Annotated in this window: 24 protein-coding genes and 1 pseudogene; 12 read left to right on the top strand and 13 right to left on the bottom strand. The window is 73.4% G+C overall.

Translation table 11 applies throughout. The annotated features are described in order from the left end of the window. Window positions 1-36: 36 nt before the first annotated feature. Window positions 37-387 carry an STAS domain-containing protein gene (locus ACLJT4_RS14370; protein WP_233656049.1) on the top strand — a complete coding sequence of 117 codons (351 nt, stop codon included), beginning with the start codon at window positions 37-39 and terminating at the stop codon, window positions 385-387. A gap of 61 nt (window positions 388-448) precedes the next feature. On the opposite strand, the gene ACLJT4_RS14365 is transcribed toward ACLJT4_RS14370, so the two are convergent. Continuing rightward, window positions 449-1,507 carry a helix-turn-helix transcriptional regulator gene (locus ACLJT4_RS14365; RefSeq protein WP_411122693.1) on the bottom strand — a complete coding sequence of 353 codons (1,059 nt, stop codon included), beginning with the start codon at window positions 1,505-1,507 and terminating at the stop codon, window positions 449-451. Window positions 1,508-1,612: 105 nt separating this feature from the next. Between ACLJT4_RS14365 and ACLJT4_RS14360 the strand changes: the two genes are divergently transcribed. After that, window positions 1,613-2,011 carry a VOC family protein gene (locus ACLJT4_RS14360; RefSeq protein ID WP_411122692.1) on the top strand — a complete coding sequence of 133 codons (399 nt, stop codon included), beginning with the start codon at window positions 1,613-1,615 and terminating at the stop codon, window positions 2,009-2,011. 84 nt (window positions 2,012-2,095) lie between these two features. On the opposite strand, the gene ACLJT4_RS14355 is transcribed toward ACLJT4_RS14360, so the two are convergent. After that, complete coding sequence (locus ACLJT4_RS14355) at window positions 2,096-2,698, bottom strand: TetR/AcrR family transcriptional regulator (protein ID WP_411122690.1); 603 nt, start codon at window positions 2,696-2,698, stop codon at window positions 2,096-2,098. A gap of 67 nt (window positions 2,699-2,765) precedes the next feature. On the opposite strand from ACLJT4_RS14355, the gene ACLJT4_RS14350 reads away from it, so the two are divergent. The 6 genes and pseudogenes from ACLJT4_RS14350 to ACLJT4_RS14325 all read left to right on the top strand — a co-directional run bounded on the left by ACLJT4_RS14350 (window position 2,766) and on the right by ACLJT4_RS14325 (window position 7,372). Continuing rightward, window positions 2,766-3,674: a carboxylesterase family protein gene (locus tag ACLJT4_RS14350; RefSeq protein ID WP_411122689.1), complete on the top strand. Its 909-nt coding sequence runs from the start codon at window positions 2,766-2,768 to the stop codon at window positions 3,672-3,674. A 208-nt stretch (window positions 3,675-3,882) separates the two neighbouring features. After that, window positions 3,883-4,212 (top strand): hypothetical protein, encoded by a 330-nt coding sequence (locus tag ACLJT4_RS14345; RefSeq protein ID WP_411122688.1) that lies wholly within the window; start codon window positions 3,883-3,885, stop codon window positions 4,210-4,212. A 271-nt stretch (window positions 4,213-4,483) separates the two neighbouring features. Beyond that, window positions 4,484-5,128: a TetR/AcrR family transcriptional regulator gene (locus ACLJT4_RS14340; protein ID WP_411122687.1), complete on the top strand. Its 645-nt coding sequence runs from the start codon at window positions 4,484-4,486 to the stop codon at window positions 5,126-5,128. Beyond that, window positions 5,125-5,838, top strand: coding sequence for a VC0807 family protein (locus ACLJT4_RS14335; RefSeq protein WP_411122686.1), 714 nt, complete (start codon window positions 5,125-5,127; stop codon window positions 5,836-5,838). The genes ACLJT4_RS14340 and ACLJT4_RS14335 overlap by 4 nt, the downstream gene beginning before the upstream one ends. After that, window positions 5,796-6,817, top strand: a pseudogene (locus ACLJT4_RS14330) (FAD-dependent monooxygenase); the annotation flags it as partial. The gene ACLJT4_RS14335 and the pseudogene ACLJT4_RS14330, both read left to right, overlap by 43 nt. Before the next feature lie 48 nt (window positions 6,818-6,865). Beyond that, window positions 6,866-7,372 (top strand): hypothetical protein, encoded by a 507-nt coding sequence (locus tag ACLJT4_RS14325; protein WP_411122811.1) that lies wholly within the window; start codon window positions 6,866-6,868, stop codon window positions 7,370-7,372. 41 nt (window positions 7,373-7,413) lie between these two features. Here the strand turns inward: ACLJT4_RS14325 and ACLJT4_RS14320 are convergent, their stop codons facing one another. Further along, entirely contained in the window at window positions 7,414-8,760 is a 1,347-nt protein-coding gene (locus ACLJT4_RS14320; protein ID WP_411122685.1) for a DUF2254 domain-containing protein, read from the bottom strand. A 307-nt stretch (window positions 8,761-9,067) separates the two neighbouring features. Beyond that, window positions 9,068-10,702, bottom strand: coding sequence for a ribosomal protection-like ABC-F family protein (gene abc-f, locus ACLJT4_RS14315; RefSeq protein WP_411122684.1), 1,635 nt, complete (start codon window positions 10,700-10,702; stop codon window positions 9,068-9,070). 307 nt (window positions 10,703-11,009) lie between these two features. Between abc-f and ACLJT4_RS14310 the strand changes: the two genes are divergently transcribed. After that, window positions 11,010-11,822: a class I SAM-dependent methyltransferase gene (locus tag ACLJT4_RS14310; RefSeq protein WP_411122683.1), complete on the top strand. Its 813-nt coding sequence runs from the start codon at window positions 11,010-11,012 to the stop codon at window positions 11,820-11,822. 101 nt (window positions 11,823-11,923) lie between these two features. Here the strand turns inward: ACLJT4_RS14310 and ACLJT4_RS14305 are convergent, their stop codons facing one another. Next, window positions 11,924-13,294, bottom strand: coding sequence for an MFS transporter (locus ACLJT4_RS14305; protein ID WP_411122682.1), 1,371 nt, complete (start codon window positions 13,292-13,294; stop codon window positions 11,924-11,926). 388 nt (window positions 13,295-13,682) lie between these two features. Here ACLJT4_RS14305 and ACLJT4_RS14300 point away from each other — a divergent pair, with 388 nt between their 5' ends. Further along, a complete protein-coding gene (locus ACLJT4_RS14300; RefSeq protein WP_411122681.1) occupies window positions 13,683-14,780 on the top strand; it encodes a PP2C family protein-serine/threonine phosphatase in 1,098 nt (365 codons plus the stop codon). A gap of 462 nt (window positions 14,781-15,242) precedes the next feature. Here ACLJT4_RS14300 and dmpG read toward each other — a convergent pair whose 3' ends face one another. The 8 genes from dmpG to ACLJT4_RS14260 form a co-directional block, all read right to left on the bottom strand. Beyond that, window positions 15,243-16,256: a 4-hydroxy-2-oxovalerate aldolase gene (dmpG, locus tag ACLJT4_RS14295; RefSeq protein ID WP_331246176.1), complete on the bottom strand. Its 1,014-nt coding sequence runs from the start codon at window positions 16,254-16,256 to the stop codon at window positions 15,243-15,245. Further along, window positions 16,253-17,179, bottom strand: coding sequence for an acetaldehyde dehydrogenase (acetylating) (locus ACLJT4_RS14290; RefSeq protein ID WP_411122680.1), 927 nt, complete (start codon window positions 17,177-17,179; stop codon window positions 16,253-16,255). The genes dmpG and ACLJT4_RS14290 overlap by 4 nt, the downstream gene beginning before the upstream one ends. After that, window positions 17,176-18,243: an amidohydrolase family protein gene (locus tag ACLJT4_RS14285; RefSeq protein WP_411122679.1), complete on the bottom strand. Its 1,068-nt coding sequence runs from the start codon at window positions 18,241-18,243 to the stop codon at window positions 17,176-17,178. The genes ACLJT4_RS14290 and ACLJT4_RS14285 overlap by 4 nt, the downstream gene beginning before the upstream one ends. 107 nt (window positions 18,244-18,350) lie before the next feature. Further along, window positions 18,351-18,929, bottom strand: coding sequence for a 3-hydroxyanthranilate 3,4-dioxygenase (locus tag ACLJT4_RS14280; protein WP_411122678.1), 579 nt, complete (start codon window positions 18,927-18,929; stop codon window positions 18,351-18,353). Window positions 18,930-18,980: 51 nt separating this feature from the next. Continuing rightward, window positions 18,981-19,412, bottom strand: coding sequence for a RidA family protein (locus ACLJT4_RS14275; protein WP_411122677.1), 432 nt, complete (start codon window positions 19,410-19,412; stop codon window positions 18,981-18,983). Continuing rightward, window positions 19,409-20,164 carry a 2-keto-4-pentenoate hydratase gene (locus ACLJT4_RS14270; RefSeq protein ID WP_233655980.1) on the bottom strand — a complete coding sequence of 252 codons (756 nt, stop codon included), beginning with the start codon at window positions 20,162-20,164 and terminating at the stop codon, window positions 19,409-19,411. The genes ACLJT4_RS14275 and ACLJT4_RS14270 overlap by 4 nt, the downstream gene beginning before the upstream one ends. Beyond that, the gene (locus tag ACLJT4_RS14265) at window positions 20,161-21,012 is read right to left on the bottom strand and encodes a 2-keto-4-pentenoate hydratase (RefSeq protein WP_411122810.1); all 852 of its coding nucleotides are present in this window, start codon (window positions 21,010-21,012) and stop codon (window positions 20,161-20,163) included. Before ACLJT4_RS14265 ends, ACLJT4_RS14270 begins: the two co-directional genes overlap by 4 nt. Before the next feature lie 5 nt (window positions 21,013-21,017). Further along, window positions 21,018-22,475, bottom strand: a complete 1,458-nt coding sequence (locus ACLJT4_RS14260) for a 2-hydroxymuconic semialdehyde dehydrogenase (protein ID WP_411122676.1) — start codon at window positions 22,473-22,475, stop codon at window positions 21,018-21,020. A gap of 157 nt (window positions 22,476-22,632) precedes the next feature. On the opposite strand from ACLJT4_RS14260, the gene ACLJT4_RS14255 reads away from it, so the two are divergent. Both ACLJT4_RS14255 and ACLJT4_RS14250 read left to right on the top strand, forming a co-directional pair. Continuing rightward, window positions 22,633-23,571, top strand: coding sequence for a LysR family transcriptional regulator (locus ACLJT4_RS14255; RefSeq protein WP_411122675.1), 939 nt, complete (start codon window positions 22,633-22,635; stop codon window positions 23,569-23,571). 111 nt (window positions 23,572-23,682) lie between these two features. Continuing rightward, window positions 23,683-25,167, top strand: coding sequence for a carboxylesterase/lipase family protein (locus tag ACLJT4_RS14250; protein ID WP_411122674.1), 1,485 nt, complete (start codon window positions 23,683-23,685; stop codon window positions 25,165-25,167). The last annotated feature ends 49 nt before the right edge of the window (window positions 25,168-25,216 follow it).

Raw genomic sequence — 25,216 nt, 5'->3', positions numbered from 1 at the left:
AGTGCCTCGACCACCATCCGTGACATCCTGTCACCCATGCACGCACCCACACCGGCCGTGGTCACCCACGCAGTTGAGGATCAGGTGTTCGTCATCCGCGTCACCGGCTCCCTCGACCACGAGAGTGCCGCTCTCCTGGAAGAGGCGTGTGCGTTGGCGGAGTCGCACGCGGCCCGAAGGACGGTGGTCGACCTCTCCCTCACCGACTTCGCGGACTCCACCGTCCTCCACGTCCTGCTCGGCGCGCAACGGGCCCACCATCGCCGGCAACGCAGGCTCCTGGTGGCCGGCCCCTTCCAGCCGGTGGTGCGCCGCCTCTTCGAAGTCACCGGTACGACCGACTACTTCACCCTCGTCGACAACGTGCCGACCGCCGTGCAGGAGTGACCCCGTCCGGGCCGCCGGGGCCCGCGGACGTCGGCGGGCGCGCCCCGGTTCGACCACGCCCTCACTGATCCGCGCAGGCATCCAGGCGCCGGGCCAGTGCACGCACGAGGTCGCGCAGTTCCGCGGGGTGCTCGATGACGAACGGGCGGTCCAGTGCGGCCAGTACGGGCGGAATCCAGTCCAGCCGCTCGGCGCGCATCCGGACCCGCACCCACCCGTCCCGGTCCGCTTCGGGCGTTCCGCCGGGTTCGCCGTCGCGTTCGGCCGGATCCGCGTCGTCGGTCCCCGCCGCGGCGGCGATCGGGGACACCGTGGCGAGGTCGGCCGGGAGGTGCCTGCGGAGGTGCGGCACGTCGGCACGGACGCGCACGGACACCTCGTGGGCCCAGGGCGTCCGCGCGAGGCCGGTCAGCACCCGTGTCACCGGATCGAACGTCGCCGGGACGACGAACGAGCCGGAGCGCACGCTCAGGGCGGAGATCCGGTCCAGTCGAAAGGTTCGCACGGCCCCCTCCCCGTCCCCGTCCCCGTCGCCGGCGGCCGGGTCCGCGCCGGCCAGGTACCAGCGCCCGGCGTGCGCCACGAGGCCGTAGGGCAGGACGGTGCGGTCGGTGCGGCGGCCCTTGCGATCGGTGTAGGTGAGCGCCACCGGCCGTTGCTGGTGCGTGGCCTCCGCCAGGCCGAGCAGCACGGCCGTCTCCGGAGCGGCGCCGGGGCGCGGCCGTGCGGTGACGTCGGCCGTCTCCAACAGCGCTGCCAGGCGCCGCGCCAGGGGCTTGGGCAGCACGCGCCGCAGTTTCGCCGCGGCGCTCTCGCTCGCCGCGGCCGAGGTGGTGACCAGTCCTGCCGACTGTGCGGCCAGGAGGCCGAGCACGACGGCCAGCGCCTCCTCGTCGGTGAGCATCAGTGGCGGCATCCGGTAGCCGGGGGCGAGTCGGTAGCCGCCGTACCGGCCGCGGACCGCGTCGACGGGCACGTCGAGATCCAACAGGTGGCCCACATAGCGGCGGACGGTGCGTTCGTCGACCGCCAGGCGAGCGGCCAGGTCGGGGACGGGGTGGATGCCGCCGCCCTGGAGGATCTCCAGCAGGGCGAGCACCCGAGTGGTCGTAGTGGTCACCCGGACAAGTCTGCCGCCCATACCGGGCGGATCCTGTCCGCTATTGGTTCTAACGTTCAGGCGTCCGTTCGCCGCATCCGGCGTCGCCTCTCCCTGGAGCCGTTCGTGAACCTCGTTTCTCTCCGCATGATCACCCATGACGTGGCCCGTCTCGTCGCGTTCTACGAAGGGGTCACCGCCGTCCCCGCGACGTGGTCCACCCCTGAATTCGCCGAGTTGGCGACGGAGGCGTGCACGCTGGCGATCGCCAGCGACCGCACCGTGGCGCTGTTCGGCGCCGACTCCGCCCGACCGGCCGCCAACCACACCGTGATCACCGAATTCCGCGTCGCGGACGTCGATGCCGCGTACGCGCGCCTGACGTCGCTGGACTGCGTGTTCGTCCAGCGGCCGACGACCATGCCGTGGGGCAACCGCTCCCTCCTCTTCCGGGACCCGGACGGGAATCTGATCAACTTCTTCACGCCCGTCACCCCCGAGGCCGTGCGACGGCAGGAGCGGTAGCAGCCCGTCCGGGACAGCGGCGCGCTCTCCGTCGGTCCTGCGGGCCGTCCGTACCGGAACGTCACCGCCGGCGCTGGTGCGGGGTCAAGTTCCTTTTCCAAACAGCTGGTTGAGGTGCTGGTCGACGGCGGTCAGGGCCTCCTGGGGCTCGATCACGCCCAGTTCGACGAGCGGGGTCAGGCCGGTGAGCGCCAGGAGCAGGTTGGTCTCGGTAGCCGGGTCGCGGTCGGCGCTGAGGTGGCCGTCGGTGACGGCCTGGCGGACGATCCGCTCGACGAGGTCGCGGCCGTGCGCCAACCCGTCGCGTGCGCGGGTGCGGATGTTCGCGTCGTGCAGTGCCTCCAGGACGTAGGCGGCGCTCATCCGGCTCGTCGTGCGTGCGTCGGGACGGAGGGGGAGCATCTCCACGAGCATCACGCGGAGCAGGTCGCGGGGGTGCGGTGGGTCGCCCAGTCCGCTGACGCCTTCGGCGACGCGCAGCGACGTCTGTGCGGACGCGAAGTCCATGGCGAAGACCACCATCTCTTCCCGGGTGGCGAAGTAGTGCTGCACCGCGCCGTGGGAGATGCCCGCTTCCTGGGCCACCTCGCGGACGCTGGCCTGCGCGATGCCGCGTTCCTCCACTACGCGCCACAGCGCTCGGGCGATGGTCTCGCGGCGTTCGCGGTGATCCACCTGCTTGGGCATGGTCGGCCTCCCCTTTTCCATACGATTGACATATTACAGCGGACCGGTAAAAGCTGGGAGTCCGATCGTGGGGGAGGGATTCCGCCGGGCCATCGTCCACTCGGTGCCCGGAACGCTGTGCACCCGCGCGCTGGCGGAAGAAGTCACCGCCGCACTCGCGGGCCGGGGCGGTGCGGCACCTGACGCCGAGGCCCTGTCCGGCATCGCCCCCGCGCGCCTGGCCGGCGAACTCACCGCCCTCGGTGCCGACCTTCCCGGCCGCCGCACGAGGTGGGGTCGGCTCTCGCAGAGAGGTGTCCCCGTGTGCCCGGTCCTCGACGGCGCGGTGCTCACCGAAACGCCCTGGGGCGCGCTGGCCGGCGGCCGTGCCGGCGGGATCGAGCTCCTCGTCGGCCACACCCGCGATGAATTCCGGCTGTTCAGCGTCATGATGGGGCGGCTGGGCACCTTCACCGAGGACGAGGTCCGTACGGCCCTGGACCTGTTCGCCCCGGCACCGGGCGGCGCCGACGCCTACCGTGCCGCCTACCCGCGGGCCGCCCCCGAAGAGCTGCTCGAACTGGTGCACTCCGACGCCCTCTTCCGCATGCCCTCACTGCGCCTGGCCCAGGCGAACCAAGCGGCCGGAGGCACGTCGTTCCTCTTCGCGCTGCACCTGGCGGCTCCGGCGTCCGGCGGCGTCCTGGGCGCCTGCCACAGCCTCGACGTGCCCCTGGCGTTCGGCACATTGGACAGCCCCGTCGGCCGGCACCTCTTCGGCGACCGGCCGACGCCGGAGGTCGTGGCAGCGTCCCGGGAACTCCGGCAGGGATGGGTCCGCTTCGCCACGACCGGCGACCCCGGATGGCCCGCCCACCGGCCCGAGCGACGGCTGACTCGCGTCCTGGACGTCGAGTCGAAGACCTCGCCCTACCCGGAAGAGGCGTCCCGCCGGATCTGGGAGCGGCACGACCCGACCCCCTTCGACCTCGCGTAGACGGGGATCCGGTGCGGGGCGAGGCCCGCCGACCGTGGGTCGGCGGGCCTCGCCCCGTGCTCAGCTCGTGGCGGGTTCCGCGCGTATCCGGGTCGTCTCCCCGTGGAGGAAGCCGCTCATCAGGTGATTCGCGGTCCCGTACCGGGCGATCCCGGGTGCGGGTGGACAGGCTTCCAGTGTCTTGGTCGATCACGAAGGGACTCCACCCATGTTCAACCCGTCTCGCATCGGCGCGGCCGCGCTGCTGGCCGTGCTTCCCGCCGTGGGGCTCGCGGTAGCGGCCGCCCCGGCCCACGCCGCCCCACCGGTTCCCGCCCAGCAGAACGCCGGCGGCCCCTCGGACGGCCCGGAGGACGGCATGTTCGGGGGCGAGGGAAGCCTGAGCGGCCTGCCCGGCATGGGGGACCGGTACTCCGGTGGCGCCGGCGACGGCGGCAGGGTGATGGACGGCCTCGGCACCGGCAGCGGGCCGATGGGCGGCCTGGGCAACAGCAGCGGACTGGGCAGGGGTGGCGGCCTGATGGGCGGACTCGGCTGACGTACCCCTCGGCCGGTCGTCGACCCAACGGCGGCTGGTCGCCGGCCCCGACCCACGGCGCGCGCGGGAAGGCGCGCCGTGGGTCGGCCCCAGGGCGCAGCGGAAGGGCCGGTCGGCGGACGACGCCGGCCGGCCCTTCGGCGTGCTCGCGCGGCCGAAGTCCGGGCCCGCTCCATGACTCGCCTGTGGGCGTCCGATGTCCGCCCCGTCCCCGATGCCGTCCCGTCGTGCCGTCTTGCTCGGGTGAGCAAACCCCGCTACCGTCTTGCTCATGCAAGCAAAGAACAGCGCAGGTAAGCAAAATGCCGGGAGCAGGGCCCGCTCTTCGTTCACCGAGACGGGGCGCCGCGCTCAGATCGTCGCCGCGGCGATCGACGTCATCGCCGAGGTCGGGTACCACCGGGCGTCGTTCGCGAAGATCGCGGAGCGCGCCGGGCTGAGCAGCACGGGGATGATCTCCTACCACTTCGACGGGCGGGACGACCTGATGCGTGAGGTCGTCGCCGAGGTGATGCGGGTGGCGGAGGGGTACGTGCGGCCCCGCATCGAGGCCCACGAGAGCTACGCCGGCCGGTTGCGCGCCTCCATCGAAGGCAACCTCGACCTGTTCGCCGAGTACCCGAACCACCTCTCGGCGATCACCGAAATCCTCTCCAACCTCCGCGGCGGCGACCCCGGCATGGTCGCCTTCCTGGAGACGACGGAGGCGAACCTCGCCGTCCAGGTGGAGCAGATCCGCAAGGCGCAGCGCGCCGGCGAGTTCTGCGACTTCGACCCCTGGGTGATGATGCGGGCGATCCGCGCCGCCATCGACGACGTGGTGCGCCGCGCCTCCCACGAGCCCGCCCTCGACGTGCGGGCCGCCGGCCGGGAACTGGCCGATCTGTTCGACCGCGCCACCAGAAGCACGTCATGACCACGACGAACACGGGGGAACGCACCATGGCGACACACTCGGCACCACAGACCGCAACGGACCCGGTCGGCGCGGCCGACGCCCGGCGCCGCACCAGAGCACTGCGCCGCCGGCTCGCCGCCCAGTTGCTCTTCGAACTGGCCCTGCCGCTCGGCTCCTACTACGGGTTGCGCGCGGTCGGCGTCGGCCAGTGGCTCTCGATGGTCGTCGGCGGCCTGTTGCTGCTGCCGTGGATCGTCTACGGCGTCGTGCGGCAGCGCCGGGTGGAGGCCATGGCGGTGTTCACGCTGAGCCTGGTGGTGGTCGGCACGCTGCTGTCCCTGATATCCGGCAGCCCGCGGGTCCTGCTGGTCCGGGACAGTTGGTTGACCGCCGCGATCGGGATCTGGGTGCTCGGCACGCTGCTCACCCGGCGCCCGTTCATCATGACCGCCTCGCGCGGCATCGTCATCGCCAAGGTCGGCGAGGCCGGCCTGGTCGAATGGGAGGCGCGGTGGGAAGCGGAGCCGACGTTCCGTCACCACCTGCGGCTGGTCACGGCGGTGTGGGGCGCGGTCTTCCTGCTGGACGCGGTCGTGCGGGTGGTGCTGGCCTACACGATCCCGGTGGACGCCTTCGCGCTCACCAGCACCCTGCTCTGGCTGGCGATGCTCGGCGGACTGCTCACGTGGCACAACTGGTACATCACCCGGCACGGCATGAAGCTGTAGGGGGAGCCGTGGACACCGACTTCGAGGTGCTGATCGCGGGGGCGGGCCCGACCGGCCTGCTGCTCGCCAACGAACTGGGCCTGGTCGGGGTGCGGACCGCCGTCGTGGAGCGGCTGCCCCGCCGGACGGGCTGGTCCAAGGCGCTCAACCTCCAGCCGCGCACCGCGGAAGTGCTGCACTGCCGGGGCTGGCTGGAGCCGGTCCTGGACCGAGCGCTGACGCTCCTGCCGGCCGGGCACTTCGCCGGGCTGCCGCTGGACTACGGCGCGCTGGACACCGAGTTCCCCCATCAGGTCGGCATCCCGCAGGCCAGGGTCGAGGAGTTCTTGGAGGACCACCTCGCCGGGTACGGGGTCCCGGTGCTGCGGGGGCGGGAGCTGACGACGTTCCGGCAGGACGGGGAGGGTGTCACCGTCACCCTGCGCGGGCCCGAGGACGCCGAAGAAACCTTCCGGGCACGCTACCTGGTGGGTGCGGACGGCGGGCGCAGCACGGTCCGCCGCGCCCTGGGCATGCCGTTCCCGGGACGTGACGCGCGGGTCGGCATGGCCGTCGCCGACATCGAACTCCGTGATGGGGAAGGGGAGTTGCGCATGCCGGGGGACACCTGGCGGCTCCCCGACCTCAGCCCGAACGCCGCGGGGAGCGCCTTCCTGCTCCCGCTCGGCGACGGGGTGCACCGACTCTTCCTCGGCGGCCCGGAGCAGCAGGGCGTCGACCGCGACGCCCCGGTCACCGAGGACGAGGTGCGCACGGCGCTGGCCCGCTGCCCGGGACCGCCGCGCGCACTGGGTGCCGTCCGGTGGGCGTCGACGTCTCCCGGCAGGTCGAACGGTACGTCGACGGCCGGGTGGTGCTGGCCGGAGACGCCGCCCACGTCCACGCCCCCGCCGGCGGGCAGGGCCTCAACCTCGGCATGCAGGACGCCTTCAACCTGGGCTGGAAACTGGCCGCCGTGCTCCGCGGGTGGGCCCCGGACGGACTGCTGGCCACGTACCACGCCGAACGGCACCCGGTCGGTGCGCGGGTGCTGGCCAACACCCGCGCCCAGATGGCGCTGACCCTGCCCGACCCGGACGCCGTGGCGGTCCGGGAACTCCTCGCCGACCTGCTGGCCGCGCCGGACGCCAACCGCCACGTCGCAGCCATGATCGCCGGCACCGACATCCGCTACCCGATGCCGGGCGCGCCGGACCACCCGCTGCTGGGGGCGCGGGCGCCCGGCGTCCGACTCGACGCCGGCCGGGGACTCCTCCTGGCCGACGCCGGGACGGCGGTCGCCGTCGCGGCGGACGGTTGGCGCGACCGGGTCGACCGGGGCGAGGCTTTCGACCCCTCCGATCGTCTCGGTCGCACCGCCGCCACCGACGGCACCGGGGCGTTGCTGGTCCGCCCGGACGGCCACGTCTGCTGGGCCGGTCGAGGCGCCGACGCGGACGACGCGTGCGCCGCCCTCGCCCGTTGGTTCGGCGCACCCCGAACCCCGGTCACCCACCGCGGTGACCCCCGCCGCACGGCCGCACCAACGAGCTGACGGGGGCACCCAACCAGGCACGCGGGCCGGGCCGGTGGGGCTCAGTGCCGGTGCGCCAGGCCGTTGCGGGTGTCGCCGGTCTCCGTACCGAGGCCCTGCGAGTCGGGGAGACGGGCCAGACGACCGTCCAGTTCCTGCGGCCACTGCGCACCGACCTCGGCGTCCATCGTCGCCAGTCGAGCACGCAGCGGCGCGACCTGCTCGGGAGTGCAGACCTCGGCCGCGGTGGCGTAGAGGGCCCGCAGCCGCCGCTGCACCTGCATCGACGCACTGCCGAAGTGCCGGATCTCATCGGTGGCGATGCAGACGTAATCGGCCCAGGAGCGGGTGCGGTGCCGGAACGCGGTCGGTGCGGCCGCCCGACGGCCGGCGATCCTGGGGGCGATCATCACCAACAGGTCCTCGATGTGGTCCAGGCACTGCACGGCCCGCCCGGGGTCGTTGACGGCCGGGGACAGTGCCTTGAGCGCGATGTCGACGAACGCGCGCAGCGCCCCGGCCGGGTCGGTGCCCGCACTGTAGGTGGTGCCGAACAACAGGTGGCGCGTCAGGTCCCGCCGGACCCACGGGCCCGCCCCCGGACGGACCAGGAACAGCGGCGCCTCCTGCGCGACGAAGTCCCCGACGACCGGGACGAGTTGGATGCGCGCTCCGGTGCGCCGGGCGACTCGTTCCAGGCCGCGGTCGTCGTAGGCGATGAGGGTCTGGCCGTGCCGGGGCGGGGTCCCGAGCCGGATCACCACGGGCTCGGCGTGGTCCGGCGCGGGCGCGGTGGCGTCCTCCGCGGGTCCGGCGGTGCGCCCGCCGTTCGGGTGCGTACGGTCCACGGCCTTGCGGCCCTCGGAGGCCAGGTAACGCAGCAACAGCCCCGAGTTCAACACCGTCGTCACCCGCCCGACCAGGGCGAAGAACAGCGCGGCGCACACCACGGCGAGCAGGATCGCGAAGAACATCGAGATGACCGGCCGGTAGTCCTCCTGGCTGACGGCGAGCCGGACCGAGATCATCAACGTGTAGACGAACGTCGCCATGAACGTGCCCATGGCCCAGCGCATCACGGCGTCCTGCCCGAGGAGCGGCACCACGCGCACCGACAACTGCGAGGCGCCGAACTGCATGGCCAGCGTGATCGCCGTGAACACCAGGCCGGTCAGGGTGATCATGCCGCCCGCGACGGCGGAGAGCAGGGTGGCCATCGAGCCGCTGTCCAAGTGGGCGAAGAAGCTCTCGCCGAGCTCGTCCCCGTAGTAGGTGACCTCGCGGTCGATCAGCGGGAACAGCCAGGACAGGAACAGGCCGGCCCCCAACAGGGTGACTGGCAACGGCCAGAACCGGGGAGCACGCAGCCTGTGGCGCGTGAGGTACCACTTCCAGCGACCACGGGTCATGCGGCAAATGTACCGATATTCGCCGAATCGATGTAGCTCCGCACCCCCGGAGTCGCCTCGTGATGCGTTCGATCCGACGGTCCGTGGTCGGTAGGAGGGTGACGGACGGTCGTTCGCTCGCCGGGGGAGTCGGCGGGTTTTGTCCGTCGTGGGTGTCGTGTCCCTCGGGGGGGGCGGGGGCGGCCCCGAGTCCGAACCCCAGGCCGGCCCCAACTCCGGTTCCGCAACCGGCGGCACCGGCGCCGCGATCTGAGGACCCGCGCGCCGGGCCCCGGCTTTGGTCCGGGGCCCGGCGCCGCGCGGCGGGTCACGCCTGGGGAGCCCCCGTCTCCGTCAGCGCACCGTCGGCCAGTCGCAGCCACCGGGCGACGCCGATCTCGCGGAGGAACCGCTCGTCGTGGCTGACCACCACGAAGGCCCCCCGATAGGAGTTGAGAGCGCTCTCCAGTTGGCCCGCGCTCACCAGGTCGAGGTTGTTCGTCGGCTCGTCCAACAGCAGCAGGTGCGGCGCCGGTTCCGCGCACAGCACGCAGGCCAGGGTGGCGCGCAGCCGCTCTCCGCCGGAGAGCACGCCGACGGGGAGGTGGGCGCGGGCCCCGCGGAAGAGGAAGCGGGCGAGCAGGTTCATCCGCTCGGCCTCCGGCCGGTCCGGGGCGTACGCGGCGAAGTTCTCTGCGACCGTGCGGTCCACGTCCAGCAGGTCCAGCCGCTGCGAGAGGTACGCGATGCGCCCGTCGGCCCGCCTGATCTCGCCGCCCTCCGGAACCAGGTCGCCCTGGAGCAGGCGCAGCAGCGTGCTCTTGCCGGCGCCGTTGGGGCCGGTGAGCGCGATGCGCTCCGGGCCCCGGATGGTCAGGTCGAGGCCCTGGCCGGCGAACACGTCCCGGTCGCCGAGCCGGATCCGCAACTGTTCGCCGAGGAAGAGGGTGCGGCCGGCGGGCACGTCGGTGTCCGGCAGTTCCAACGTGATCCGCTGGTCCTCGCGCAGTGCCCGCCCGGCCTCGTCCAGGCGGGCCTTGGCCTCGCCGACCCGGTTGGCGTGCGTCTGCCCGGCCCGCCCGGCGGACTCCTGCGCACCGCGCTTCATGTTGCCGGCGAAGATGCGGGGCAGGCCGGCGCTCTTGAGGTTGCGGGCGGCGTTGCTCGCACGGCGTTCGGCGCGCTCGCGGGCCTGCTGCATCTCCCGCTTCTCGCGCTTGAGTTGCTGCTCGGCGTTGCGGACGTTCTTCTCCGCGACGTCCTGCTCGGCCCGCACCGCCTCCTCGTACGCGGTGAAGTTGCCGCCGTGGAAGCGCAGTTCGCCGCGGTCGAGTTCGGCGATCCGGGTCATGCGGTCGAGCAGCGCCCGGTCGTGACTGACCACGAGCAGACAGCCGTTGAAGTCCTCCAGCACGTCGTAGAGCCGGTGCCGGGCGCCGAGGTCGAGGTTGTTCGTGGGTTCGTCGAGCAGCAGCACGTCGGGGCGCTTGAGCAACTGCGCCGCGAGGCCGAGGGAGACGACCTGGCCGCCGCTGAGGGTGTGCAGCCTCCGGTCCAGGGTGACGTCGGTCAGACCGAGACGGTCCAACTGCGCGTGCGTGCGCTCCTCGACGTCCCAGTCGTCGCCGATGGTCGTGAAGTGCTCCTCGCCCACGTCCCCGGACTCGACGGCGTCCAGGGCGCGGATCACGGCGGCCACGCCGAGCACCTCGGCCACGGTGAGGTCGCCCGTCAGGGGCAGGCTCTGCGGGAGGTAGCCGAGGGTGCCGGCCACGGAGACCGAACCGGTGCCGGGCCGCAGTTCCCCGGCGATCAGCTTGAGCAGGGTGCTCTTGCCGGAGCCGTTGGGTGCGACGAGGCCCGTGCGGCCGGTGCCGACGGTGCAGGAGAGGTCCTGGAAGACGGGGGTGTCGTCGGGCCAGGCGAAGGACAGGTTCGAGCAGATGACGGCAGCGTCGGACATGGTGGTGACCTCGTGGGAAGCGGCCGGGGAAGAGAAGGCTCAGCCCCGGCAGACGTGAAGGGGAAAGCGGGAACGACGAAACGGCCACTTCGGCGGCGCTCCTGAGCACCGGCCGGTGGCCTGTGGGGCCCGGGCCTCACCCGGAGATGTCGTCGTCCGCCACCATGTCTGGGCTCCTCACCACACGATCAACGTCCGTTCCAGGCTAGCAGTCGCACATGCGGAACCGGCCGGCCGCCGCGGGGCCGCCGTCGGCGGGCACCCGCGCCACCACCTCGGCCCGGAGCGCCCCTGTTACTTTCGGGCGGTGACGGACCACGAAGCGGCCGCGGCGCGCGGCGAGGGATATCTGCTCGACAACCGGCAGGCCGAGGCCGGCGAGCGGTTCGCGGCGCTGGCCGAGTTGTTCGATCCGGTGACGTTCCGGCGCCTGCGGGCACTGGGCATCGCGGACGGCTGGAACTGCTGGGAGGTGGGGGCGGGCGGCCCGAGCGTGCCCGACTGGCTGGCCGAGCGGGTCGGGACGGAGGGCCGGGTGCTCGCCACCGACCTGGACACGTCATGGATGCCGGCGGCCGGCGTGCCGTACGAGGTGGTACGGCACGACGTGGGCGCCGACGAGCCGCCGGAGGGCCCCTTCGACCTCGTGCACGCCCGACTCGTCCTGGTGCACGTGCCGCAGCGCGAGGCCGCACTGCGGGCCATGGTGCGGGCCCTGCGCCCGGGCGGCTGGCTGCTGGTGGAGGACGCCGATCCGGCGCTGCAGCCGCTGGCCTGCCCCGATGAGCACGGCCCCGAGCAGGAACTCGCGAACCGGATCCGGCGCGGGTTCCGCACGCTGCTCGCCGAGCGGGGCGCCCAACTCGCCTTCGGACGGACGCTGCCCCGGCTACTGCGCACCGCGGGACTGCTCGACGTCGAGGCCGATGCGTACTTCCCGATCACCTCGCCGGTCGGGAGCGCGTTGGAGGCCGCGACCGTACGGCAGATCCGTGACCGGCTGATCGAGGGCGGACTGGCGACGGCCGAGGAGATCGAGGAGCACCTGGCGAACATCGGCGCCGGTCACCTCGACACCGCGACCGCGCCGTTGATCTCCGCTTGGGGCCGCAAGCCTTAGGTCGAGGGCCCCGGTCCCGGTGCCCGGTCCCGATGCGGTGCGACTCGGGCCCCGACCGACCGCGTCGTCGTGCCGTGCTCCGCAACGGAGGGCGGCGGCACTCACGTGCGCGGCGTGAGGCGGATCAGGGCAGCCGACGCCAGCGCGAGGACGCCGCACATGCCCCACAGCAACAAGTAGGCGTTCAGCGACGGCTGCTGCGTGGAACGGGTCAGCAGGCTGCTGAAGACCGCGGCCGCCGCGGCACCGGCGATGCTGCCGCCGGCCGTCTTGAGGTTGTAGTAGACGGCGGTCGAGGCCGCCGCCCGGTCGCGCGGACTGCCCTCGGTGATGACCGTCGGCAGCCCGCTGACCGCGAGACCGATGCCCGCGCCCGCGAGCATGTGCCCGGCGTACCAGGTCGCCATGACGGCGTGCCCCGCGATCTCCACCCCGAAGCCGGCGGCCACCAGGAGGAACGCCACAGTGAGCATGGCGCGGTAGCCCAGCAGCCGGCCCACGGCGGCCGAGGCGCCCGCGGTCAGGAAGCTGATCAGGGCCGGGACGGCGATCCACAGGCCGATCTGCCAGTGCGGCAGCCCGAAGCCGTACCCGGCCTCCTCGGGAACGGCGTCGAGGAAGGCGACCGTGACGCCCTGCCCGCCCAGGACCACGACGCCCGCGGCGAAACCGCAGGCGAACGCCGGCGAGATGGCGCGGCTCGCCATGGCCCGGACGTCGACCAGCGGTTCACGGCTGCGCAGCGAGGAACGCACCCACAGGCCCAGGGTCACCGGTGCCAGCAGCAGCCCCCCGAGGACCAGGGGGGAGAGCCAGCCGCGCTCGGTCCCCTGGGACACCGAGCCGAGCAGCAGGGTGAGGCCCAGGCCGAGCAGGACGGCGCCCGTCCAGTCCATCCGGCCGCTCGCCAGCCGCAGCGTCTCCGCGATCCGCGGGGTGAAGGCCAGTGCGAAGCCCGCGGTGGCCAGCACCGCCAGGTTCCACAGCACCGTGCGGCCGCCACCGGCAACGGACGCCAGGGGCCCCGCCGTCGCCGTACCCGCCGTCGCCCCCAGGATGAGGGCCGCGGCGAGGAGGCTGATCGCGCGACGGCTGCCCGCGGTGTCCAGTCGGTCCCGCACCAGCCCGACGGACAGGGGAAGCAGGGAACTGAGCGGGCCGAGCAGGACGCGGCCGGCGAGGAAGACCTCCAGAGTCGGCGCCAGGGCGCACAGCAGCGAGCCGACGGTGACCGTCCCGAGCGCGATCCGCAGTATGCGGCGGTGGCCGTGCAGATCGCCCAGGCGTCCGAAGGCCGGTACGCACACGGCGGCGGACAGGAACTGCGCCGCGGTGATCCACATGGCCTGGCCGGTGCCGATGTGCAACGCGTCGCGGATGACGGGCAACAGGGACACGACACTGCCCTGGAGGAAACCGTCGAGCAGGACGAAGGCCAGGAGGGGGCCGATCAGGGCTGAGGGAACGGACACGGACACACTGGGGGCAACAACCGTGCTCATGGCACTCCAGGGCAGTTCACAACCGACGGTCGCGGCGGACCGGTCCGCGGCCCCGAAGGCATTGCCGGCGCCACGACGGCGAAACCCGACCACCCCACAACACCGCACTCCCGGGCGAAGCGATTGCGCTGTGTGAGGGACGGCCCCGTGCCGTCGGGCCCCCGTTCGGCACGTTGCCCGTTGGGCCGACCCGGTGTTCCCGAGCGTTTCGCCGCGGGGCCCGCCGTCGCCGGTGACCGCGCCGGGCGGTCGAGGGCCGTTGCGGTGCGGGGCCGGCGATGCGCACGCCGTGCTCCCGGACGGCCGCCTATGATCCGTTTTCGGACACGGCACGGGTTGGCGGGTTTCGGGATCGGGGATGCGGATGGGCCCTTCCTCCACGCGGTGGCCCCGGTACGTCTCGTTCCTGCCGACCACCATGATCGTCTGCGGGATCCTCTGGAACCTCCTGTCGCCCCGCGAATACTGGGGCGACTACCTGCTGGTCGCCGCCGTGACGGTGGCCGGAGCACTGCTCTCGCTGCGGCACACGATCGTGGCCGTCGTCGCGGTCGAGGCGGCGCTGCTGTTCGCCGGCGGCTACCTCCGCAACGTCACCGCAACGGCGATCGAACTGGCCAACCTGGCGTTCACCGGCCTCATCGCCGTCGGCGTGAACCGGGTGGTCGCGCGGCACGGACGCCGCCTGGCGACCGTGCGGTCCGTCGCGGAGGCCGCCCAACGGGCCGTGCTCCCTCCACCGCCCGCACGGGTCGGCCCGTTGGCCGTCGCCGCGCTCTACAAGGCCGCACAGATCGAGGCACTGATCGGTGGTGACGCCTACGCGGTGCAGGACACCCCCTACGGCACCAGGCTCCTGATCGCGGACGTGCGGGGCAAGGGCATGGGCGCGGTCGGCGTGGTGGCCGTACTGATCGGCGCGTTCCGGGTGGAGGCGGACCAGGCACCCGACCTCGCGGCGTTGGCCCGCCAACTGGAGCGCGCCCTGTTCAAGGAGGGCGCGCGGCGCGAGGAGGAGATCCAGTTGGAGGGGTTCGTCACGGCGCTGCTCGGTGAGATCCCCCCGGACGCCCACGAGGTGCGGCTGCTGAACTGCGGCCATCCCGCCCCTTACCTCCTCGACGGCACCACCGTCGCCACGCTGGATCCCGGCGAACCGGGCCACCCCCTGGGCATGAGCGGCCTCGGTGTGCCCCAGGCAGACCCCGAGACCTGGCCGCTGCCGCCGGACAGCACCCTGCTGCTGGTGACGGACGGGGTCACGGAGGCCCGGGATCCCTCCGGGGCCTTCTACGAACCGGCCGATCGGTTCCGCGGCCGAGGTCCGTTCCGGCAACCGCACCAGGTGATCGACGCTCTGGTGCGCGACGTGGAGCGCTGGACCGGTGGCCCGCGCGACGACGACATGGCAATCCTCGCCCTCACCCGCACCGCCGACGGCCCGACCGGTCGGTGAGCGTGCCTGGGCCGGACGGCACGTCCGCGACCGGCGGCGGAGGCCGACGAACTTCCGGGAACCAGCGTCGGCGCGCGGCCGTTGAGACCGACTACCACGGCTTCGTGATCGGGATCCTGGCGGGCGAGGTCGTGCGACGGGTGTCCGGCCGCTCGATCCAGGAGCACTACGGGACCGGATCCGGGCGCCGTACGGGCTCGACTTCCACCCGGGTCCGCCGGAGGCGCTCGAAGCCCGCTACACCGCGGTGTCCCCGATGCGGCCCACGCCGGAGGGGGCGGCGCTCCTCGTGGCGAACGAGGCAGGGACGGACAGCGTCAAGGGCATGGCGTTCAACGCCCACGCGCCGCCGCCGACCCAGTCAGCGGCAACGACGACGTCCGGCCACCCCGCGCACGACCGCGACCGATCGGCTCGCGGCGTCCCGAGTCCGGTGCCGCGTACTCCCGCACCCCGTCCGGCTCAGGACGGCCGTCGGGACAGGTCCAGGGCGATGTCCACGATCAGGTCCTCCTGGCCGCCGACCAGGCCGCGGCGGCCGGCCTCGACCAGGAGGCTGCGGGTGTCCAGGCCGTAGCGGGCGGCGGCGTCCTCGGCGTGCCGCAGGAAGCTGGAGTAGACGCCGGCGTAGCCGAGGGAGAGGGTCTCCCGGTCGACCCGGACCGGTCGGTCCTGGAGCGGGCGGACCAGGTCGTCGGCGGCGTCCATCAAGCGGAAGAGGTCGCAGCCGTGTCGCCAGCCCATGAGGTCGGCGACGGCGACGAACGCCTCCAGGGGGCAGTTGCCCGCTCCCGCCCCCATGCCGGCGAGGGAGGCGTCCACGCGGCGCACGCCGTGCTCCACGGCCACCACGGAGTTGGCGACGCCGAGCGCGAGGTTGTGGTGGGCGTGGATGCCCAGCTCGGTGCCGGGGTCCAGGACGTCGCGGTACGCGCGGATCCGGTCGCGCACCCCGTCCATGGTGAGGCGGCCGCCGGAGTCGGTGACGTAGACGCAGTGCGCGCCGTAGGACTCCATCAGCTTGGCCTGCGCGGCGAGGGTCGGCGGGTCGGCCAGGTGCGCCATCATCAAGAACCCCGCGACGTCCATGCCCAGTTCGCGGGCGGTGGCGATGTGCTGGGCGGCGACGTCGGCTTCGGTGCAGTGGGTGGCGACGCGCACCGAGCGCACGCCCAGGGCGTGCGCGCGCTTGAGTTCGGCGAGGGTGCCGATGCCGGGCAGCAGGAGGGTGGTGAGGGTGGCGTGCCGTACCACCTCGGCGGCGGCCGCGATCCACTCCTCGTCGGTGTGCGCGCCGGGGCCGTAGTTGATGCTGGAGCCGGCCAGACCGTCGCCGTGGGCGACCTCGATCGCGGCGACGCCCGCGGCGTCCAGGGCCCCGGCGACGGCCCGGACGTGGTCGATGCCGTACTGGTGCCGGATGGCGTGCATCCCGTCCCGGAGGGTGACGTCCTGCACGTAGAGGTCGTGGTTCATCGGGTGGTCAGCCTCTCCGCGACCCGCAGCGCTGCGGACGTCATGATGTCCAGATTGCCGGCGTAGGCGGGCAAGTAGTGGGCGGCACCCTCGACTTCGAGGAACGTCGAGACCACCTGCCCGGTGCCGCCGGCGAGGGCGGTGAGCGGGTCGTTCGGGGCGATCGGGCGGATCTGGACCTCCTGCTTGAGCCGGTACCCGGGCACGTAGGCGGCGACCTCGGCGACCATGGAGTGGATCGCCTCGGTGAGGGCCGCGCCGTCGGCGGACGCGTCGACCACGCAGTGGACGGTGTCGCGCATCAACGGTGGCGGATCGGCCGGGTTGAGGACGATCACGGCCTTGCCGCGGGCCGCGCCGCCGACGACCTCCAGGGCGCGGGCGGTGGTCTCGGTGAACTCGTCGATGTTGGCGCGGGTGCCCGGGCCGGCGGAGCGCGCGGAGATCGAGGCGACGATCTCGGCGTAGCGGACCGGGGCGACGCGGGAGACCGCGGCGACGATCGGCACGGTGGCCTGGCCGCCGCAGGTGACCATGTTGAGGTCGGGCGTGTGCAGGTGCGCGTCGAGGTTGACGGGTGGGACGACGAACGGGCCGAGGGCGGCCGGCGTGAGGTCGATCAGCTGCTTGCGGTGGGGCGCCAGTACCGCGGCGGTGCGCCGGTGGGCGGCGGCGGAGGTGGCGTCGAAGACGAGCGCGATCTCGTCGAAGTCGGGTCGGGCGAGGAGGCCGTCGACGCCGTCGTGGGTGGTGGGGACGCCCAGCCGGCGGGCCCGGGCCAGGCCGTCGGAGGCCGGGTCGATGCCGGCCAGCGCGGCCACCGTCAGCACGTCGGAGGTTCGGAGCACCTTGATCATCAGGTCGGTGCCGATGTTGCCGGACCCGACGATTGCGACCTTCGTGCGGAGCTGGTCGGTGCTCATCGGGCGTCCGCCCCCGGCTCCGCCGGGCCGAAGAAGCGGCGGGCGTTGCCGCCGAGCAGGGCCGCGCGGTCCGCGTCGGTCAGGCCGGCGCAGGCGCGGATGGTCGCCCCGGGCTCCTGCTCGCCGAGCGGGAACGGGAAGTCGCTGCCGAGCATGACCCGTTCGGTGCCCATCACGTCCAGCAGCAGCCGCAGCGCCCTGGGATCGAAGACGGCCGAGTCGACGGAGAAGCGGTCGGTGTAGAAGGAGGGCGGGTGCGGGGAGTCCGCGCGGACGATGTCGCGGCGGTGCCAGGCGTTGTCGGCCCGGCCGAGGAGGTACGCGAAGCTGCCGCCGCCGTGGCAGAAGCACATCCGCAGCGAGCGCGGGAGCCGTTCGAACCCGCCGGACAGGATCAACGACAGGAGCGAGAGCTGCGTTTCGGCCGCCATGCCCACCAGCCACGGCAGCATGTACCCGCGGGCCGTCCGGTCGGCGCCGAGCATGTCCCAAGGGTGGACGAGGACGGGCATGTCCTCGTCGGCGCAGTGCGCGAGGAACGCCAGGAGGTCGGCGTCGTCGAGGTAGCGCTGCCCGACGTGGTTGCCGATGTGCACGCCGCGGTGGCCCACGGCCTTGGCCCTGGTGACCGTGGCGGCGGCCGCCGCGGCGTCCTGCAGCGGGACTTGGCACAGTGGCAGCAGGCGGTCCGGGGCCTGTCCGCAGAAGTCCAGGATCCGCTGGTTGACCAGCTCGCACCAGTCGACGGCGCGGGCCGGGTCGGCGGCGTAGCCGAAGAGCAGGGGAGTGGAGGAGACCGCCTGGACGGCGACGCCGGAGCGGTCCATGGCGGCGAGCCGGCTGCCCACTTCCCACAGTTCGGCGCGGACCGGCCGGTACGCGTCGGTGCCGCTCATCATCATGCCGGTGCCGTCCCCCGTCTCCCGCAGCCAGGGCTCGCCGGCGCCGGCGAGGATACGGCTCTCGGCACGGGAGACCCGCGGGAAGAAGTGGGTGTGGACGTCGAAGACCGGGGGCGGTCCTGGGGGGGCCGTGGGGGTGCGGGGGTGCGCGTCGTCGGTCACGGGAGTCCGTTTCGAGAGGGCCCGTGGGTGGGCCGGCCAGGGGGTTCCGGCCCACCCACGGGGCATGGCGGGCCCCTACAGGGGCGGGAGGGAGAGCGCTCCCCGGGTCAACCGCGGGCGCGGCGGACGGTCTGCGGGCGCTGGTGCGCCGGCCATTCCGCACCGGGGTGCCGGGCGCCGCAGCGCGGGCAGGTACGTTCCCCGGCGTAGAAGCCGCGGAAGACCGGCGGCAGGTCGTCGACTATCGACCGGAGCTGCAACTCCGCCCGGTGGACGAGGTGGAAGCACTCCGTGCAGTACCACTCGAAGGCGTCCTTGCTGCCCTTGGGACGGGCGAACTCCACCACCAGGCCGATCGAGCCGGGCTCCGGCCGCTGTGGGGAGTGCCGGACGTGCGGGGGCAGCAGGAAGACGTCGCCCTCGTTGATCTGCACGTCGACGGGGGGCCGGCCCTCCGCCTCCATGACGCGCAGCACCATGTTGCCCTTGAACTGGTAGAAGAACTCCTCGGTCGGGTCGTCGTGGAAGTCGGTGCGCTGGTTGGGGCCGCCGACGACGGTGACCATGAGGTCGCTGTCCTGCCAGACCTGCACGTTGCCGACCGGCGGCCGGAGCAGTTCGCGGTGCTCCTCGATCCACCGCTCGAAGTTGAACGGCACACCCGACGCCAGCTGGGGCAGGGTCATCTCTCGCGCTCCTCGGGACTCGTGGTCGGTGACGGACGGGACGCGGCGCGGTCAGTCCGGGCGGTCCGCCCGGCGCGGGAGGTACGCGGTGCACGCGATCTCGATGAGCAGGTGCGGATGGGGCAGTTGGTGGACCGCGACGGTGGTGCGGGCCGGCCCCGTCTCGTCGAAGTACTCGGCGTAGACCTCGTTGTAACCGCCGAAGTCGTGCATGTTGACCAGATAGGTGGTGACGTTGACCACGTCGCCGAGGTCTCCGCCGGCCGCCCGCAGCAGATCGCGGAGGTTCTCGATGACCGCGCGGGTCTGCTCGCGGACGTCGACGCGGGTGACGCCCAGGTCGTCGGCGTCGGCACCGGCGAAGGTGCCGTCCGGCCGCCGGGAACTGGTGCCGGAGACGAAGACGAAGTCGCCGGCCCGCCGCAGGTGCGGGAACCGCCCGCGCGGTGCCGCCTTCCCCGCGACCACGAGAGCCTCGCTCATACCGTCGTCACCGCCACGCTGCCCAGGCCCGCGCCGGAGACCCGGACGTGGGCGTCGCGGGGGAGCGGTACCGCGGCGGTGGCGGCGCCGGCCAGCACCACCCAGCCTGGTTCCAACGGGATGCCGGCCCGTTCGGCGAGCCGGGCGGCGGCGCGCAGCGAGCGCATCGGGTCGCCGAGGATCGCGGCCGACGAACCGGTCTGGGTGAGCCGCCCCTCGATCTCCAGCACCAGGCCGATGTTGTCGATGCCGCCCACCTCGCGGGGGTCGTGCCAGGCACCGACGCCGAAGGCCGCGGCCGAGGCGTTGTCGGCGATCACGTCGGGCAGGGTGAACGCGAAGTCGCGGTAGCGGGAGTCGAGCACCTCGTAGCCGACCGCGACGCCCGCGACCGCGGCGTCCGCCTCGACCGCCGAGCGGACCCGGCGCCCGATCAGGAACGCGATCTCCGGCTCGATGCGCGGTTGGATCAGCCCGCTCAGGTCCAGCGTCGACTCCACCAGCATGCTGTCGGTCAACAGCCCCCAGATGACGTCGTCGACGCCCATCTGGGCCATCTTGGCGCGGCTGGTGAAGCCCATCTTCACACCGATCAGCCGCTCGCCGCGGGCCGTGCGACGGGCCAGGACCGCGCGCTGGACCCGGTAGGCGTCCGCGACGCCGAGCGGCCCGCCGTCGGTGAGCGGGGCGATCGCCCGGACGCTCCGCTCGGCGTCGTCGAGCGTCGCGGCCAGCTCCTGTACGTCGGTCATGTGGTGGTGCCTTCCTCGCTGGCGGCCCCGTCGTGGGCCGGCTCCTCAGGGGCGAACGCGACCCGGACGTTCCCCAGGCCCGCGATCCGGGCCTCCAGCACGTCTCCCGGGGCGGTGCGGACCATCGGGCCCAACGCGCCGGTCAGTACGGTGTCCCCGGCGCGCAGCGGCTGCCCGCACCGCACCAGGGCGTCCGCCAGCCAGAGCGCGGCGTTCAGCGGATGGCCCAGGCAGGCCGCGCCGGTCCCGGTGGACACCTGCTCGCCGCGGCGTTCCAGGACCATGCCGCACAGCCGCAGGTCCACCTCGGTCAGCCGGGTCGGACGGTTGCCGAGCGCGTACATCCCGCAGGAGGCGTTGTCGGCGACGGTGTCGGTCAGGGCGATGTCCCAGTCGCGGATGCGGCTGCCCACCACCTCGATGGCCGGCAGCGCGAAGGCGGTGGCCCGCAGCAGATCCGCGACGGTGTGCCGTTCGTGGGTCAGGTCCCGCTCCAGGACGAGCGCGACCTCCGCCTCCGCCCGGGGCTGGAGGACCGCGCCGGCCGGGACCTCGCCGCCGTCCGGCACCGCCATGTCGCTGAACAGCACCCCGAAGTCCGGGCTGGAGACGCCGAGTTGGTTCTGCACGCCCTGCGAGGTCAGACCGATCTTGCGGCCCACCGGTCGGCGACCGGCGGCAAGCCAGGAGCGGGTCACGATCTCCTGCACGGCGTACGCCTCGTCCGGGCCGTCGATCAGCTCGCGCACCGGTGCGCAGGGCGTGCGGCTGGCGTGTGCGGCCAGCAGTCGACGGGCGGCGGCGCCGACACCGGTCTCGGTGCGGGGGTTCGCCGGGGCGACCGGCACGGCACTCACCGGCCGATCCGGACGCAGACGTTGGTGGGTTCGGAGAAGAAGTCCAGGGAGTGCTCGCCGCCCTCGCGGCCGATCCCGGACGCCTTCCGGCCGCCGAACGGGGTGCGCAGATCGCGCAGGTTCCAGCAGTTCACCCAGACGATGCCGGCCTCGATGCGCGGCGCCACCCGGTGGGCCCGGGACAGGTCGCGGGTCCACACGGTCGCCGCCAGCCCGTAGGGGCTGTCGTTGGCGAGCCGGACCGCTTCCTCCTCGGTGTCGAACGGCGCGACGTGGCAGACCGGCCCGAAGACCTCCTCGCGGACCGCCCGGGCGGTCGGCGGCAGTCCGGTCAACACCGTCGGCTCCGCGTAGAACCCCCCGTCCCGCTCGTCGCCGAAGACCGGGGCGCCGCCGCCGGCGACGACCGTGGCGCCCTCCTCGACGGCGAGCCGGAAGGACGACAGCACCTTGTCGCGGTGGCGCGCGGAGATCAACGGCCCGTAGTCGGTCAGCTCGCGGGCCCGGGCTCCCAACGCGGCGACGAACGCCTCGAAGACGGGGCGCTCGACGTAGACCCGCTCGGTGCACAGGCAGATCTGCCCGGAGTGCGTGAACGCGGAGCGGACCGTGCCCGCCACCGCGTCGTCGAGGTCGGCGTCGGCGAAGACCACCGCGGGGTTCTTGCCGCCGAGTTCGAAGGAGACCGGGGTGACGTGGTCGGCGGCGGCCCGCATGATGGCCGCGCCGGTCGCCGACTCACCCGTGAACGCGATCGCGTCCACGTCCGGATGCGCCGTGAGGAACTCGCCCGCGGCGCCCGGACCGTGCCCGTGCACCACGTTGAACGCGCCGTCCGGCAGCCCCACTTCGTCGATCACGTCGGCCAGCAGGGTCGCGGTGGAGGGGGTCTCCTCCGACGGTTTGGCGACCACCGCGTTGCCGGCGGCCAGGGCCGGGGCGACCTTCCAGGTGAGCAGCAGCAGCGGGAGGTTCCACGGTGCGACGACCGCGACCACACCCAGCGGACGGCGGACGGTGTAGTTGAGCGCCTGGCCGGCGCCGTCGCTCCAGCCCGGCACCTCGGTGAGGTAGGCCCGCTCCGCCTGTGCGGAGAGCAGGTCGGCGTAGGAGCGGAAGTTGCCGATGGCCCGCGGGACGTCGACGGTGGCGGCCAGTTCGCGGGACTTGCCGGTGTCGGCGGACTCGGCCGCCACGAACGCCTCGAAGCGCCGCTCGATGCCGTCGGCGATCATCCGTAGGGCGGCTGCCCGGTCCGGCGCCCCGGTGGCACCCCACGGGCCCCGCAGTGCCCGGCGTGCCGCGTGCACCGCGGCGTCGACCGTCGCGCGGGACGCCTCGGGGACGCGTCCGACGACCGTCCCGTCCGCCGGGTCGACGAGCGGGAATCCGCCCTCGGACGCCTCGGACTCCGGGGGCAGGAAGGCCCCGTCGATGTAGTGAGCCGGCTGCATGCCGATACCGCTCCTCTCGCTGCGTCCCGGGCCGGTGGGCTGCCGCCCCGGGGAGCCATCCTTCGTCCTCGGAGATATGCTCGTCCAATACCAATTCGCGTGACCGATATAGCCGTTTGGTTATTCCTTGCGCGCCGAGCGGGTGGGAGAGTGCGGGATGGAGTTGCTGGACGGACGGCTGAAACTGCGGCAGCTGGTGCTGGCGGTGGCCATCGAGGAGCACGGCAGCGTACTGCGCGCCGCCGAACACCTGCGGCTGGCGCAGCCCGCCGTCACCCGGAGCCTGCGCGAACTCGAAGGGATCCTGGGCGTGGAACTGTTCGTCCGCGGGCCCCGCGGCGTGACCCCGACACTGTTCGGCACGGCGTTCACCGAACACGCCCGGTCGGTCCTCGCCGAACTGCGGCGGGCCGGCGAGCGGATCAGCGGCCTGGCCGACGGCGCGGTCGGCACGGTGACCGTCGGCACCCTCGTCGCCGGTACCAACGTCCTACTGCCCAGGGCCATCGCGGCACTGAAGGCGGCCCGGCCCGGCATCACCGTCGTCGTCCAGGAAGCCACCTTCGACGCCCAGGTACCGCGGCTGCTGGACGGCGAGGTCGACCTGGTCCTGGGCCGCCTGAACCCCATCGACGACCAGCCGGCGCTCCGTCAGATCACTCTCTGCCGCGAGCCGGTGCTGCTGGTCGCCCGGCCCGGCCACCCGGCCCGCTCCCGCCCCGGCCTGACCCTCGCGGACCTGCTCGACCACCCGTGGGTGGTGCCACTGCGTCAGACCGCCCTGCGGCAGGAGTTGGAGCAGGTGTTCCACGACGCCGACCTGCCGCTGCCCGGCAACCTGGTCGAGTGCAGCTCGGCGCTCACCGTCCGCACGCTGGTCCGCGACACCGACATGATCGCGGCCCTCCCGGAGCTGGTGGCCCGCACCGACGGCGAGATCGCCCCACTGCCCGTGGCACTGGAGCCGGTGCGGCGCACGGTGGGCGTCACCCTGCCCGACCGACGGCCGCTCACCCCCTCCGCCCGACTGATGCTCGACCACCTGTGGGAACAGGCCGCCGAACTGACCGGCCCGCGGGGAGCCGCGCCGGCCTGACCCGCCCGCCGCGACCCGAGCGCACGTGGGCCGCTGGTGCGGATCGCCGCATCCGGGATAGAACGTCCGGAGCAGGTGACCGGGAACGCACACGCGGGGAAGGTGAGTACGATGACGCAGGGCGACGAGCACGTGGTGACCACGGACCGGGGCCGGATCCGGGGCCGGGGCGAAGGGCCGGCGGTGGCCTACCGGGGGATCCCCTACGCCGCGTCCCCCGTCGGCGCCCTGCGGTTCGCCCCGCCGCAGCCCGCACCGCGGTGGTCGGGGATCCGCGACGCCGCGCGCACCGGACCCGCCGTGCCCCAGGGGCCGTCCCGGCTGGAAGCGGTGATGGGGCGCCGCACCCCGGACTGGGACGAGGACGGCTGCCTGACCCTGAACGTCTGGGCCCCGTCGCCGCGCGGCGCGCAGCCCGCGGGCCGCCCCGTCCTGCTCTGGTTCCACGGCGGCGGGTTCAGCAGCGGCTCGGCCGGCTGGGAGTGGTACGACGGCGCCCGGCTCGCCGCCCGCGGCGACCTGATCGTCGTCACCGCCAACTACCGCCTCGGGCCGCTCGGTTACCTCCGACTCCCGGAGATCGGCGCGGACAACTCCGGCACCCAGGACCAGATCGCGGCGCTGGGCTGGGTCCGGGACAACATCGCCGCGTTCGGCGGCGACCCGGACGCGGTGACCGTCGGCGGCCAGTCCGCCGGTGCGCTCTCCGCCCTGGCGCTCGCCACCGAGCCGCGCACCGCCGGACTCGTCCACCGCGTCCTGCTGCAGAGCGGCCCGTGGGCCCTGCCACCGCAGGACCCGGAACTGGCCGCCGAACACGCCCGGGCGTACCTGCGCCTGCTGGACCTGGCCGACGAGGCCGACCCCGGCCCGGCCCTGCGCGCCCTCCCCGTCGAGCGACTCCTCGCCGCCTACGGCACGTTGGCGGCGCAGGTCGCCCGGCCCGGCGCCGTCGCCCCGGCGATGTACCCGGTGCTGGGCGGCGCGGGCGTCACCCGTGCCTGGCGCGACGCCCTCGCCGCGGGTGCCCTGGACGGCAAGGACCTGCTGATCGGCACCACCCGCGAGGAGATGACCGCCTTCATGGGACTCGATCCGAACGTGCGGTCCCTCAGCCGCGCCGACGCACTGGCCCTCCTCGCCGACCAGGCGAGCGGCGAAGGGGCGGCCGAGCGTCGCTACCAGCAGTACGCCAGGCAGCTCCCCGGTGCCACACCGGGCCGGGTCGCCATCGCCGCCAAGACCGACGCGGAGTTCCGCAACGGCGCGTTGGAGATCGCCGAGCACCATGCCACCGCGGGCAACCGCACCTACGTCTACCAGTTCGACTACGCCGCGCCCGGTGCCGACAACCCGCTCGGCGCCTGTCACTGCAGCGAACTGCCCTTCCTCTTCGGCACGTTCGACGACTATCCCGACAGTCCCATGCTGGGCCGCCCGGACGCCGCCGCCCGCGCGCTGGGCGACGCCTTCGCCGACGCCGTCACCACCTTCGTCACCAGCGGCACCCCGCACGGCATCCCCGCCTACGCCCCCGCCGCCCCGGACCGGATCCGCCACTTCGCCCCGGCCGCCGACGGGCCCGCGGGACCCTGAGGGCGCCCCCGAACCGCCGCGGCGGGCCGCCCCGGTCATCGACCGGCCA

It is taken from the genome of Streptomyces sp. x-19 (assembly GCF_046549115.1).
Taxonomy (GTDB): domain Bacteria; phylum Actinomycetota; class Actinomycetes; order Streptomycetales; family Streptomycetaceae; genus Streptomyces; species Streptomyces albulus_C.
The sequence above is the reverse complement of the archived record's forward strand: the minus strand, read 5'-3'. Positions and strand labels throughout refer to the sequence as shown.

What these genes read in the sequence shown, in the direction of transcription:
- ACLJT4_RS14370 (WP_233656049.1), top strand. Translation starts at nt 37, where the DNA reads ATGCACGCACCCACACCGGCCGTGGTCACCCACGCAGTTGAGGATCAG.
- ACLJT4_RS14355 (WP_411122690.1), bottom strand. Translation starts at nt 2,698, where the DNA reads ATGCCCAAGCAGGTGGATCACCGCGAACGCCGCGAGACCATCGCCCGA.
- ACLJT4_RS14345 (WP_411122688.1), top strand. Translation starts at nt 3,883, where the DNA reads ATGTTCAACCCGTCTCGCATCGGCGCGGCCGCGCTGCTGGCCGTGCTT.
- ACLJT4_RS14340 (WP_411122687.1), top strand. Translation starts at nt 4,484, where the DNA reads ATGCAAGCAAAGAACAGCGCAGGTAAGCAAAATGCCGGGAGCAGGGCC.
- ACLJT4_RS14335 (WP_411122686.1), top strand. Translation starts at nt 5,125, where the DNA reads ATGACCACGACGAACACGGGGGAACGCACCATGGCGACACACTCGGCA.
- ACLJT4_RS14320 (WP_411122685.1), bottom strand. Translation starts at nt 8,760, where the DNA reads ATGACCCGTGGTCGCTGGAAGTGGTACCTCACGCGCCACAGGCTGCGT.
- abc-f (WP_411122684.1), bottom strand. Translation starts at nt 10,702, where the DNA reads ATGTCCGACGCTGCCGTCATCTGCTCGAACCTGTCCTTCGCCTGGCCC.
- ACLJT4_RS14300 (WP_411122681.1), top strand. Translation starts at nt 13,683, where the DNA reads ATGCGGATGGGCCCTTCCTCCACGCGGTGGCCCCGGTACGTCTCGTTC.
- dmpG (WP_331246176.1), bottom strand. Translation starts at nt 16,256, where the DNA reads ATGAACCACGACCTCTACGTGCAGGACGTCACCCTCCGGGACGGGATG.
- ACLJT4_RS14290 (WP_411122680.1), bottom strand. Translation starts at nt 17,179, where the DNA reads ATGAGCACCGACCAGCTCCGCACGAAGGTCGCAATCGTCGGGTCCGGC.
- ACLJT4_RS14280 (WP_411122678.1), bottom strand. Translation starts at nt 18,929, where the DNA reads ATGACCCTGCCCCAGCTGGCGTCGGGTGTGCCGTTCAACTTCGAGCGG.
- ACLJT4_RS14275 (WP_411122677.1), bottom strand. Translation starts at nt 19,412, where the DNA reads ATGAGCGAGGCTCTCGTGGTCGCGGGGAAGGCGGCACCGCGCGGGCGG.
- ACLJT4_RS14270 (WP_233655980.1), bottom strand. Translation starts at nt 20,164, where the DNA reads ATGACCGACGTACAGGAGCTGGCCGCGACGCTCGACGACGCCGAGCGG.
- ACLJT4_RS14260 (WP_411122676.1), bottom strand. Translation starts at nt 22,475, where the DNA reads ATGCAGCCGGCTCACTACATCGACGGGGCCTTCCTGCCCCCGGAGTCC.
- ACLJT4_RS14255 (WP_411122675.1), top strand. Translation starts at nt 22,633, where the DNA reads ATGGAGTTGCTGGACGGACGGCTGAAACTGCGGCAGCTGGTGCTGGCG.
- ACLJT4_RS14250 (WP_411122674.1), top strand. Translation starts at nt 23,683, where the DNA reads ATGACGCAGGGCGACGAGCACGTGGTGACCACGGACCGGGGCCGGATC.